Origin of the sequence: Mycobacterium sp. (assembly GCF_049585075.1) — a bacterium.
Lineage (GTDB): Bacteria > Actinomycetota > Actinomycetes > Mycobacteriales > Mycobacteriaceae > Mycobacterium.
In genome coordinates this window covers 1-11608 of sequence record NZ_JBAUZA010000482.1, presented here as the reverse complement: position 1 = coordinate 11608, position 11608 = coordinate 1, and the positions used below count along the sequence as shown (strand labels likewise).

11 protein-coding genes and 2 pseudogenes are annotated in these 11608 nt (G+C 64.6%); 4 read left to right on the top strand and 9 right to left on the bottom strand.

The annotated features are described in order from the left end of the window. Positions 1-721, bottom strand: a 721-nt coding sequence (locus WB785_RS22730) for a hypothetical protein (protein WP_424082050.1), incomplete at its 3' end; no start/stop codon positions are given. A 172-nt stretch (positions 722-893) separates the two neighbouring features. Between WB785_RS22730 and WB785_RS22725 the strand changes: the two are divergent. Further along, positions 894-1161, top strand: a pseudogene (locus tag WB785_RS22725) (response regulator transcription factor); the annotation flags it as partial. Here the strand turns inward: WB785_RS22725 and WB785_RS22720 are convergent. Further along, entirely contained in the window at positions 1158-1781 is a 624-nt protein-coding gene (locus tag WB785_RS22720; RefSeq protein WP_424082048.1) for a carbonic anhydrase, read from the bottom strand. The pseudogene WB785_RS22725 and the gene WB785_RS22720 sit on opposite strands and share 4 nt — an antisense overlap. Before the next feature lie 25 nt (positions 1782-1806). Between WB785_RS22720 and WB785_RS22715 the strand changes: the two genes are divergently transcribed. Beyond that, entirely contained in the window at positions 1807-2688 is an 882-nt protein-coding gene (locus WB785_RS22715) for an A/G-specific adenine glycosylase (protein WP_424082046.1), read from the top strand. A gap of 7 nt (positions 2689-2695) precedes the next feature. Here the strand turns inward: WB785_RS22715 and WB785_RS22710 are convergent, their stop codons facing one another. After that, positions 2696-3463, bottom strand: coding sequence for an alpha/beta fold hydrolase (locus tag WB785_RS22710; protein ID WP_424082044.1), 768 nt, complete (start codon positions 3461-3463; stop codon positions 2696-2698). A gap of 14 nt (positions 3464-3477) precedes the next feature. On the opposite strand from WB785_RS22710, the gene mhuD reads away from it, so the two are divergent. Further along, positions 3478-3795 (top strand): mycobilin-forming heme oxygenase MhuD, encoded by a 318-nt coding sequence (gene mhuD / locus WB785_RS22705; protein WP_424082042.1) that lies wholly within the window; start codon positions 3478-3480, stop codon positions 3793-3795. Next, complete coding sequence (locus WB785_RS22700; protein WP_424082040.1) at positions 3758-5137, top strand: serine hydrolase; 1380 nt, start codon at positions 3758-3760, stop codon at positions 5135-5137. The genes mhuD and WB785_RS22700 overlap by 38 nt, the downstream gene beginning before the upstream one ends. Before the next feature lie 79 nt (positions 5138-5216). Here WB785_RS22700 and clpC1 read toward each other — a convergent pair whose 3' ends face one another. From clpC1 to WB785_RS22670, 6 genes and pseudogenes are all read right to left on the bottom strand, one after another. Next, a complete protein-coding gene (gene clpC1, locus WB785_RS22695) occupies positions 5217-7769 on the bottom strand; it encodes an ATP-dependent protease ATP-binding subunit ClpC (protein WP_424082038.1) in 2553 nt (850 codons plus the stop codon). Positions 7770-8050: 281 nt separating this feature from the next. Further along, complete coding sequence (gene lsr2 / locus WB785_RS22690) at positions 8051-8389, bottom strand: histone-like nucleoid-structuring protein Lsr2 (RefSeq protein WP_424082036.1); 339 nt, start codon at positions 8387-8389, stop codon at positions 8051-8053. A gap of 118 nt (positions 8390-8507) precedes the next feature. Beyond that, positions 8508-10043: a lysine--tRNA ligase gene (lysS, locus tag WB785_RS22685; RefSeq protein ID WP_424082034.1), complete on the bottom strand. Its 1536-nt coding sequence runs from the start codon at positions 10041-10043 to the stop codon at positions 8508-8510. Positions 10044-10148: 105 nt separating this feature from the next. Next, positions 10149-10964, bottom strand: coding sequence for a type III pantothenate kinase (locus WB785_RS22680; protein ID WP_424082033.1), 816 nt, complete (start codon positions 10962-10964; stop codon positions 10149-10151). A gap of 12 nt (positions 10965-10976) precedes the next feature. After that, positions 10977-11384 (bottom strand): aspartate 1-decarboxylase, encoded by a 408-nt coding sequence (gene panD / locus WB785_RS22675; protein WP_424082031.1) that lies wholly within the window; start codon positions 11382-11384, stop codon positions 10977-10979. Beyond that, positions 11384-11608 (bottom strand): annotated as a pseudogene (locus tag WB785_RS22670) (pantoate--beta-alanine ligase); the annotation flags it as partial. The gene panD and the pseudogene WB785_RS22670, both read right to left, overlap by 1 nt.

Below are 11608 nucleotides of genomic sequence, written 5' to 3'. Positions count from 1 at the left end.
CAGGTGCGGCGCCCGGTGGTGGGGGCGGCGCCAGGACGAACGGGACCGCGGCCGAGCGCAGATTGCCCAGCTGCACCACGAGGTTGTAAGTACCGGGCCCGATCGGCGGCCGGGGCAGCGGGCAGTGCGGCGCCGACCCCATACCCGTCCAGGTCACCGCGGTGGTCACCTGCTCGCCCGGTGCGAACGTCTTGACCAGTGTCTCGTTGGAGGGCGCACAGTCCAGGTTGGACCACAACCGCTTGTTGTCCAACGAATAGACATAGGCTGCCAGCACGGCCGCGCCGACATCACGCTTGCACGCCACCAGCCCGATATTGGTCACGACCATCGCGAATTTCGGCTGGTCACCGATGAAGTACTGAGGCGCGTTGGTCAGGCCCAAAACCGCCAGCGTGGAGTCGGGGCAGTCGTCGCCTTCCTTGAGCACCGGCGGTGGTTGCACGGCTGCCGTCGGCGTCTCCGCCGGGCCGGAGTTTTGCCCCGCTGGCGGTACCACCGGGCTCTTGACCTCCGGGCCGGCGCCGGCTGCGGCGGGCGGCTTCTGCCCCGCCGCGCCAGACTTGCCGCCGGTGGTGTTGGCGCCGGCGCTGCTGCTCAGCACAGCGACGACAATGGCGATCACGATGCCGACCACGACGACCCCAATGCCCAACGCCAATCCCCGGCGTCGCCAATAGATCTCCGGCGGTAACGGGCCCCGCGGTTCCAGATCCAGCACATTCACACGGTAAGCCCAGGTCACGTCGACTGGCTCGACCCGACTCGGCGTGTCGCCCACTTAGCTGCGGTCTCACTGATCCGCCGACGGGGTGGGCGGCCGGGCAGCCGTGGCCACCAGAACCAGCGTCCCAGCAGCGCCACCAGCGACGGCGTCAGGAAAGTCCGGACGATCACGGGTACTGACCACTTATCGTCGTATCGCAGGCGAACATCGATCCGACACCGTCGCCGAGGTGACCGCGCGCGAACGCGATGTGCTCAGGCTGATCGGTCAGGGCCCGCTCCAACGCCGAAATCGCTGACGAACCATGCATTTCGGAGTTGACCGTGAAAAGTCACATCGGTCGCATCTTCGTCAAGCTGGACCTGCGGGATAGGGCCGCGGCCATTGTCTACGCCTACGACCATGGCGTCGTCGCGCCGCGGTACCCGACCTAGGGCGCGTCGCCGATTTCGCCGATCGCATCGCGCAGCACGACGCGCCCGTCGGAAAGGTGGTAGGTGACGCCGACAATCCCCAACGTTCCCGCGTTCACCCGTTCGGCAATCGCCATCGAGCGAGCCATCAGCTGCGCCCCGGTCTCGGCCACGTGCCGTGCCTCGAACTCGTCGATCCGGGTCAAGCCCTCCCGGCGGCCCAACAGGATCGACGGTGCCACCCGCTCGACTACGTCGCGCACATACCCGCCGGGCAGCACGCCGTCGTCGAGTGCGGCGAGCGTCGCCTTGACCGCCCCGCAGCTGTTGTGGCCCAGGATCACGATGAGCGGCACGTCGAGCACCGTCACCGCAAATTCGATTGAGCCCAAGACCGCGGAGTCGATCACGTGCCCTGCCGTTCGGACCACGAACATGTCACCCAGGCCCTGATCGAAGATGATCTCGGCGGCCACCCGGCTGTCCCCGCAGCCGAAAAGCGCCACGGTGGGCGTCTGGCCCTTAGCCAGGCTGGCGCGGTGCTCGACGCTTTGGCTCGGGTGCTCAGGCTGGCCCGCGACGAACCGCTCGTTACCCTCTTTGAGTGCTTTCCACGCGGTTATCGGACTGGTATTGGGCATGCCGCACATTCTGCCGTAGCCACCTATGAAGCTCTCACCAACGCAACGTGAACTCCTCGACTGGTACGACTGGTCGCGACGCGATCTGCCCTGGCGAGATCCCGCGGTAACGCCGTGGCAAATCCTGGTCAGCGAATTCATGTTGCAGCAGACGCCGGTGTCGCGGGTGCTGCCGATCTGGCGCGACTGGGTAGCGCGGTGGCCGACGGCATCGGCGACTGCGGCGGCCAGCGCGGCAGACATCGTGCGGGCATGGGGCAAGCTGGGCTATCCGCGGCGGGCCAAGCGCCTGCACGAGTGCGCGACCGTGATCGCCCGCGACTACGGTGACGTGGTCCCTGACGACGTGGAGATCCTGCTTAAGCTGCCGGGGATTGGCAGTTATACCGCCCGCGCAGTGGCGTGCTTCGCCTACCAGCAGCCGGTGCCCGTAGTCGATACCAATGTTCGCCGGGTGGTGGCTCGCGTTGTGCATGGCCGCGCGGACGCCGCTGCGGCCTCCACCGTTCGCGACCATGCCGACGTATCCGCGTTGCTGCCCAATGATGGTTCGGCGCACCGATTTTCAGCGGCGCTGATGGAACTTGGCGCTACCGTGTGCACCGCGCGGGCGCCGCGGTGTGGGCTGTGCCCGCTGAGCCGCTGTCGATGGCGGGAGGCCGGCTATCCGCCACCGCAGGGGCCCGCTCGTCGGCCGCAGGCCTATGCCGGAACGGACCGACAAGTTCGCGGCAGGCTGTTGGATGTCTTGCGCGACAATAAGTTCCCGGTCACCCGCGCCGAGCTGGATGTCGCTTGGCTGACCGATACCGAGCAGCGCGAGCGAGCGCTGAATTCACTGCTTGCCGATGGTCTGGTGAAACAGATGTCCGATGGACGGTTTGCGTTGGTCGGCGAAGCGGGCTGAAGAGGGCTTAAGTCGCGGCCAGAAACGACTCGACCGCTTGCCGATAAACTCCGGGCGCCTCGTCGTGAACCAAATGCCCCGCACCGGGTACATGCAAATACTCTGTTCGGTAACCGATTTCGTTCATCGAACGCATCTGGCCGGGAGGAGTGACCGAATTACCCGCCTCGATCAGCAGTGCGGGTGATCGCACCGCCCGCCACTGCGCCCAGTAGTCGCGCGTGCCCCATTCTGCAGCGATCTCGATCCACCGCGAGGTGTGACCGTGCAGCCGCCATCCGGTCGGTGTGCGATCAAACGCCTCCAGGAAGTACTGTCCGGCGACTGGCCCGAACTCGGCGAATACCTGTTCCGCAGAGTCGAATTCGCCGGGCAGTTTGTGCAGCCACGGCTCCCAGGGTCCGGTGGTGCGGCCCTGGAAGTCCGGGGCCATGTCTTCGACCACTAGCGCCAAGACCAGGTCGGGACGCTCGGCGGCCAAACACCATGAGTGCAGCCCGCCCATGGAATGCCCGATTAGCCGCGCGGGCGTGCCGAGGGCAGCCACCGCATCGCCGAGGTCGGCCACGAAGCGTTCGGTGCTGATCGGGTAGGGATCGTCCACGTCGCGGCCGCGGTGCCAGGGCGCGTCGTAGGTGTAGACAGCGCCCAGCCCGGTCAGCCACGGCAGCTGACGCGGCCAGGTGGTGCCGCGGCCCATCAGGCCGTGCGCCAAGACCACCGGGTCGCCTCGGCCACCGCGATAGGTGAGCAGATCGGCCGCCATTCGCGGCACGGTAGCCTAACGGCATGCCAGTGGTGAAGATCAACGCAATCGAGGTGCCCGCCGACGCAGGCCCTGAACTGGAGAAGCGGTTCGCTCATCGCGCACACGCGGTCGAGAACTCGCCGGGCTTCCTCGGCTTTCAGCTGCTTCGCCCGATCAAGGGCGAAGACCGCTACTTCGTGGTGACGCAGTGGGAGTCCGAAGAGGCATTCCAGGCATGGGCTACCGGCCCGGCTATCGAGGCCCACGCCGGCCATCGGGCTAACCCGGTGGCCACCGGCGCGTCATTGCTGGAATTCGAGGTTGTGCTGGACGTTGCCGGATCCGGCCAGAAGGCGTAACCCGCGGCGCCAGGTCCGGCACCGCGTCGCGGCATTGACCGCCGCCGCCACGCTGGTCGCCGTGCTGGCTCCAGGATGCGCCCCGCCGCCGACTCCGTCCGCCAATGCAGCGGGCGCCGGCCGGCGGATCGACATGAGGACTCCGGCCGGTCTGCGGGCCCAGCAGACCCTCGACATGCTCAACTCCGACTGGCCTATCGGTCCAATCGGAGTCGCCACCCTCGCTACCGCCGACATGATCAAGCCGGTCGAGGCCAGCATGGAAGCACTCTGGTGGGATCGTCCGTTCACGCTAAGCGGAGTGGACCTCAAGGCGGGCACCGGCACACTGCAACTGATCACGTCCTACGGTGGCCGGCAAGACATCCGGATACATACCGGCGACGACACATTGGTCGACGGGTTCGAGGTCACCACACAAGCAGCGACGATCTCCTCCTGGCACGACATCGATACCACACTGGGCAAGACCGACGCCCGCTACTCGTGGCAGGTCGCCAAGGTCGATGACGGTCAGTGCGATCGGATCGCGGGAACCAATACTGCGCAGCCACTCCCGTTGGCGTCGATCTTCAAGCTGTATGTGCTCTACGCCGTCGCGGATGCGGTCAAAGCCGGAACAGTGTCCTGGGACGATCAGTTGACCATCACCGAAAAGGGTAAGGCGGTCGGCACGGGGATGGATTTGCCTGTGGGAGCGCATATTTCGGTGCGAACAGCCGCTGAAAAGATGATCGCTACCAGCGACAACATGGCCACAGACATGCTGATCGGAAAAGTCGGCACTCACGCAGTCGAGAGCGCGTTGGCCGAGGCGGGCCATCATGACCCGGCCGCCATGACCCCTTTTCCGACCATGTACGAGTTGTTCTCGGTTGCTTGGGGGCAGCCGGATCTGCGTGAGCAGTGGAAGGTAGCCAACCCGCAGGTTCGGGAGCAAATGCTGCAGCAAGCCAATTCCCGCTTCTATGAACCAGATCCGCTGCGCGCCCACGTGCCGGCCTCAGGTTACGGCGCAGAATGGTATGGCAGCGCGGAGGACATCTGCCGGGTGCACGTGGCACTGCAGGCCGCCGCGGTGGGCAAAGCTGCGCCCGTCAAGCAGATCTTGGCAGCTGCTCCCGGTATCAACCTGGATCGCCGCGAATGGCCCTATATCGGTGCGAAAGCCGGTGGCCTGCCGGGTGATTTGACGTTCAGCTGGTATGCAGTCGACAGATCGGGGCAGCCGTGGGTGGTGAGTTTCCAGCTGAATTGGCCACGCGATCACGGGCCGAGCGTGACGAGTTGGATGCTGCAGGTCGCAAAACAGGTCTTCGCGCTGCTACCCGCGCAGCGCTGAGGGCCGCAACGCGCGAGTGGCCAGTTATGACACAACTTCTGTAAAGAAACGTGTCTTAACTGGCCACTCGGCAAAGCGGTTACTGCGTGGCCGTCTCCGCGGTGCCGGCAGCGTGGGCGCCGGCCTTGGCCAGATCCGGCTCGGTGGGCTCGGCCGGCTTGCGGGCCCCGGTGAAGGTGAACGCCGCTTCCTCGCCGGCACCCTCGCCGTCCCAGTTGTCCACGTCGACGGTGACAATCTGACCCGGACCGACCTCCTCGAACAGGATCTTCTCGGACAGCTGGTCCTCGATCTCGCGCTGGATGGTGCGCCGCAACGGGCGAGCACCCAGCACCGGGTCGAAGCCACGCTTGGCCAGCAATGACTTGGCTTTGTCGGTGAGCTCCAGCGCCATGTCTTTGCTCTTCAGCTGCTTTTCCACCCGGCCGATCATCAGGTCGACCATCCGGATGATCTCGTCGCGAGTCAGCTGGTGGAAGACGATGATGTCGTCGATACGGTTGAGGAACTCCGGGCGGAAGTGCTTCTTCAGCTCGTCGTTGACCTTCTGCTTCATCCGCTCGTAGTTGTTCTCGCCGCCACCCTGGGTGAAGCCCAGGCCGACCGCCTTCGAGATGTCGGCGGTGCCGAGGTTGGACGTGAAGATCAGCACGGTGTTCTTGAAGTCCACCGTGCGGCCCTGCCCGTCGGTCAGCCGGCCGTCCTCGAGCACCTGCAACAGGCTGTTGTAGATCTCCTGGTGCGCCTTCTCGATCTCGTCGAACAGCACCACCGAGAACGGCTTGCGCCGCACCTTCTCGGTGAGCTGGCCGCCCTCCTCGTAGCCGACGTATCCCGGTGGGGCGCCGAACAATCGCGACGCGGTGAACCGGTCGTGGAACTCGCCCATGTCGATCTGGATGAGCGCGTCGTCGTCGCCGAACAAGAAGTTGGCCAGCGCCCTGGACAGCTCGGTCTTGCCGACGCCGGACGGGCCGGCGAAGATGAACGAGCCGGACGGGCGCTTGGGGTCCTTCAACCCGGCGCGGGTACGACGGATCGCCTTGGACACCGCCTTGACCGCGTCATCCTGGCCGATGATCCGCTTGTGCACCTCGTCTTCCATGCGCAGCAGCCGGGTGGTTTCGGCCTCGGTGAGCTTGACCACCGGGATGCCGGTCCAGTTGCCCAGCACCTCGGCGATCTCGTTGTCGTCGACCTCGGCGACCACATCCATATCGCCTGATCGCCATTGCTTTTCGCGCTCGGCGCGCTGAGCCACGAGTTGCTTTTCGCGGTCGCGGAGGCTGGCCGCTTTCTCGAAGTCCTGCGCGTCGATCGCGGACTCCTTCTCCCGGCGGGCTTCGGCGATCTTCTCGTCGAACTCACGCAGGTCTGGCGGCGCGGTCATCCGGCGAATCCGCATCCGCGCGCCGGCCTCGTCGATCAGGTCGATCGCCTTGTCCGGCAGGAACCGGTCATTGATGTAGCGGTCGGCCAGGGTGGCCGCAGCCGTGATCGCAGAATCGGTGATGGACACCCGGTGGTGCGCTTCGTAGCGGTCCCGCAGGCCCTTGAGGATCTCGATGGTGTGCGCCACCGTCGGCTCACCGACCTGGACCGGCTGGAAGCGGCGCTCCAGCGCGGCGTCCTTCTCGATGTACTTGCGGTACTCGTCGAGCGTGGTGGCGCCGATCGTTTGCAGTTCGCCGCGGGCCAGCTTGGGCTTGAGGATCGAAGCGGCGTCGATCGCGCCTTCGGCGGCGCCGGCACCCACCAGGGTGTGCAACTCGTCGATGAACAAGATGATGTCGCCGCGGGTGTTGATCTCCTTGAGCACCTTCTTCAGGCGCTCCTCGAAGTCACCGCGGTAGCGGCTGCCCGCCACCAGCGATCCCAGATCCAGCGTGTAAAGCTGCTTGTCCTTCAGCGTCTCGGGCACCTCGCCGTGCACGATGGCCTGCGCCAGACCCTCGACCACCGCGGTCTTCCCAACGCCGGGTTCACCGATGAGCACCGGGTTGTTCTTGGTGCGCCGGCTCAGCACCTGCATCACCCGCTCGATTTCCTTCTCGCGGCCGATGACGGGGTCGAGCTTGCCTTCCATCGCGGCGGCCGTCAGGTTGCGTCCGAACTGGTCGAGGACAAGCGATGTGGACGGGCTGCCGGACTCGCCACCCCGGCCGCCAGTGCCGGCCTCGGCCGTCTCCTTGCCCTGGTAACCGGACAGCAGCTGGATCACCTGCTGACGCACCCGGGTCAGCTCGGCGCCCAGCTTGACCAACACCTGGGCGGCAACGCCTTCACCCTCACGGATCAAGCCGAGCAGAATGTGCTCGGTGCCGATGTAGTTGTGGCCCAGCTGCAGCGCTTCACGCAGGCTCAGCTCGAGCACCTTCTTGGCGCGCGGGGTAAACGGGATGTGCCCCGACGGGGCCTGCTGGCCCTGGCCGATGATCTCCTCGACCTGGCTGCGGACACCTTCCAGCGAGATGCCCAGCGATTCCAGCGACTTTGCGGCTACACCTTCGCCTTCATGAATAAGACCCAACAGGATGTGCTCGGTGCCGATGTAGTTGTGGTTGAGCATCCGGGCCTCTTCTTGCGCCAGGACGACGACCCTGCGGGCACGGTCGGTAAATCGTTCGAACATCGGGTTACCTGCTCTCCCTCACATCGGTACTTCGTCATTGTCGGCACAGGAGCCGACACTTGCGTACCTGCCATCCACTGTAATGGGCGGCTCGCCAGGCTTCCTACCTTGCGGTCGTTAAGGCCATCGGCATATGCCCGGCTACAACAGAGCCGTAATGAAAGCAACGCGGTAAACCGGCAAAACGGTTCCCGCCCGGGTGGGTGATCAGTTCGCCACCAGCGAAAGCCGGACCAGCCCGCGTTCGGTGCTGGTCCGGCTTTGCGGCGTGTGGTGACGGGTCAGGTCGCGGCGTGGAATGCGTCGATGACGTCGGCCGGGATGCGGCCCCGAGTCGACACGTTGTGCCCATTGCGACGGGCCCAATCCCGGATCGCGGCGCTCTGCTCACGGTCGATGGCTCCGCGGCCGCGCCCGGTGGCCGAACGTCCGCGCCGACGACCGCCGACCCGACGGCCGGCTTCGACCCACTGCTTCAAGTCATTGCGCAGTTTCGTGGCATTTTTGTTCGAAAGGTCGATCTCATAGGTCACCCCGTCGAGGCCGAATTCGACGGTTTCATCGGCGGCGCCCTCACCGTCGAAATCATCGACCAGGGTGACGGTCACTTTCTTCGCCATTGGCTGAGCCTCACGCTTTCTTCCTGCGCACTTACTGTGCGAGTTGTTTTGGACCGCCCCCAACAACACCAATCTGCCATAGGAAGGCGCGGTATTCAATACGTCACCATAGATGACGTCAGTTGCTATGTGGACGAACAATCGGGAACAATACAGTCTCCCTAATTGACAGACCAGTCAAAGCCATCAACAACCGATCGATACCCATTCCCGTTCCGGTGCACGGCGGCATAGCGTACTCCAGCGCGGCCAGAAAATCCTCGTCGAGCGCCATCGCCTCGTGATCGCCGGCAGCGGCCGCTCTCGCTTGTTCAGCGAACCTCTCCCGCTGCACCACCGGGTCGATCAATTCCGAATATCCGGTGGCCAGTTCGACTCCGCGAATATAAAGGTCCCACTTCTCGGTGACACCTGGGATGCTGCGGTGTTGACGCGTCAAAGGCGTTGTCTCCACCGGAAAATCCCGAACAAAGGTGGGTGCGGTCAAGCTGGCGCCGACAGCATGTTCCCATAATTCTTCGACTAACTTGCCATGCCCATACCCGCGGTCGGCCGGCACCTCGACACCGAGTGACTCGGCGATCGCAAGTAAGCGGTCAACCGGGGTGTTCGGTGTGATCTCTTCGCCGAGCGCGCTGGATAGCGACGGATACATTTGTATCGACGCCCATTCTCCATCGATGTCATAGACACTGCCGTCGGGTAGTGACAGTTGTCTAGTGCCGATCGCCTCGTCAGCCACCTGTTGAATAAGCTCGCGTGTCACGACCGCCGAATCGTCATACGTTCCATACGCCTGATAGGTCTCCAACATCGAAAATTCGGGAGAATGTGTGGAATCGGCACCTTCGTTTCGGAACACCCGATTAAGTTCGAAGACCTTGTCGAACCCACCAACGACACATCGTTTGAGGAACAGTTCCGGTGCGATCCGAAGGTATAGATCGATGTCGAGAGCATTGGAGTGGGTTACGAACGGCCGAGCCGCTGCACCCCCCGCCAGAGTTTGCAACATCGGCGTCTCGACTTCGAGAAACCCGCGCTGCTCCAGCGCGGACCGTATCGCGCGAATAACAGCGATCCGCAGCCGTGCGCCCGTGCGTGCCTGGGGACGGACGATCAGGTCGACGTAGCGCTGCCGCACCCGCGACTCTTCGCTCATGTCTTTGTGCGCCACCGGCAGCGGCCGCAGCGCCTTGGATGCCATCTGCCAGCTATCGCCCAGGACGGACAGCTCGCCGCGCCGTGAGCTGATCACCTCTCCGTGCACGCAGACGATGTCGCCGATATCCACGTCGGCTTTCCACGCGTCAAGCTCTTCCGCACCGACGCTGGCCAGGCTGAGCATCGCCTGCAGGTGGGTGCCGTCGCCTTCTTGCAGTGTCGCAAAACACAATTTCCCCGAATTGCGGGCGAACACCACCCGACCGGCCACGCCGACGATGTCGCCGGTAGTCGAATCGGCGGGCAAGTCGGGGTATGCAGCACGAATCTGCGCCAGCGTATGGGTGCGGCCGACTTCGACGGGGTAAGGGTCGCGGCCCTGCTCCGACAACCGAGCACGCTTGTCCCGGCGGATCCGGAATTGCTCGGGAAGGTCCCCAGGAAGGTCCTGCGGACTGTCCTGCGGACGATCCTCGTCGTCAGCGTTCACGACGTGCCAGCTTAAATGAACGCCTGCGCCATCGAGTGTGCGGTTACGGCGCCGAGCGTGTACCTCCGGCGAGAATTCCCCGATTCCGCCACCCAGGATGCACGTTCAGCGCGCTGTCTTGAGCCGTCCGCGCTGGCTATCCCGGTTGCGTTCGAACACCAGCCGCAGCCCGTGCAGGGTCAGATGCTGGTCGTAGTGGTCGACGGAATGCAGTTCGGCCAGCAGCAGCGGCGCGGTGTGGCCAGTCGCCACCACCGTGACGCTGTCGCCTGCGAAACCGTCCACGTCGTCGCGGATGCGACCGACCAGGCCATCCACCAGCCCGGCGAAACCGAACACCGCGCCCGCCTGCATGCATTCCACGGTGTTCTTGCCAACCACCGACCGCGGCCGGGCCAGCTCCACCCGCCGCAATGCGGCCGAGCGCGCAGCAGCCGCGTCGGAGGAAACCTGTATCCCCGGCGCGATAGCGCCGCCGAGGAATTCGCCTTTGGCCGACACCACGTCCACGCAGATCGATGAGCCGAAGTCGATCACGATCGCCGCGGTCCCGTACTTCTGATAAGCCGCTAGGCAGTTGACAATTCGATCTGCGCCGACCTCTTTCGGATTGTCGACCAGAAGCGGGATGCCGGTGCGGACCCCAGGTTCGATCAGCACATGCGGCACCGACGGCCAGTACTGCTCCAGCATCACCCGCACTTCGTGCAGCACCGATGGAACGGTAGACAGAGCGGCCGCACCGGTCAGCTGATCGGAGTCATCACCAATCAACCCGTCGATGGTCAAAGCCAGCTCGTCAGCGGTGACTTCTGATTCGGTACGAATCCGCCACTGCTGCACTACCTTTGCGTGCTCCTTCGAACCGGAGAGCAAGCCGACAACGGTGTGGGTGTTGCGGACGTCGATTGCCAGCAGCACGCTAGACGACCTTCATCGCGGCGAGACCAACTCACCGGCATCGGCGGGTACGAACGCCGGATCGTGCCCGAGGTCGACGGGACGGTTGTCGGAGTCGACGAAGACGATCCTCGGTTGGTAGCTCCGTGCCTCGGCATCCTGCATCGTGCCGTAGGCAATCAGGATCACCAAGTCACCGGGATGCACGAGATGCGCTGCAGCGCCGTTGATTCCAATCACGCCGCTGCCACGCTCCCCGGTGATGGCATAGGTGACCAGCCGGGCGCCGTTGTCGATGTCGACGATGGTGACCTGTTCACCCTCGAGCAGGTCGGCCGCATCCATCAAGTCGGCGTCGATGGTCACCGAGCCGACGTAGTGCAGGTCTGCCTGCGTGACGGTTGCCCGGTGGATCTTCGACTTGAGCATTGTTCGTAACATCAGTTCCTCCAGGGTGATTCAGAGTTTCCGGCCGCAACCGCGGGCTCACGCCCGTCGACGCCGACGGTGGTACTGATTTCAATCGCGACGTTGTCGAGGAGTCTGGTGGCACCGAGCCGGGCCGCAACCAGCAGCCGGGCGGGACCGTGCAGCGGCGCGGGCCCAAGTGCAGGATCGCGCACCTGCAGATAGTCCACTTCGATCGCGGACACATCCGACAGCAC

What these genes read in the sequence shown, in the direction of transcription:
- panD (WP_424082031.1), bottom strand. Translation starts at nt 11,384, where the DNA reads ATGTTACGAACAATGCTCAAGTCGAAGATCCACCGGGCAACCGTCACG.
- lsr2 (WP_424082036.1), bottom strand. Translation starts at nt 8,389, where the DNA reads ATGGCGAAGAAAGTGACCGTCACCCTGGTCGATGATTTCGACGGTGAG.
- WB785_RS22720 (WP_424082048.1), bottom strand. Translation starts at nt 1,781, where the DNA reads ATGCCCAATACCAGTCCGATAACCGCGTGGAAAGCACTCAAAGAGGGT.
- WB785_RS22715 (WP_424082046.1), top strand. Translation starts at nt 1,807, where the DNA reads ATGAAGCTCTCACCAACGCAACGTGAACTCCTCGACTGGTACGACTGG.
- mhuD (WP_424082042.1), top strand. Translation starts at nt 3,478, where the DNA reads ATGCCAGTGGTGAAGATCAACGCAATCGAGGTGCCCGCCGACGCAGGC.
- clpC1 (WP_424082038.1), bottom strand. Translation starts at nt 7,769, where the DNA reads ATGTTCGAACGATTTACCGACCGTGCCCGCAGGGTCGTCGTCCTGGCG.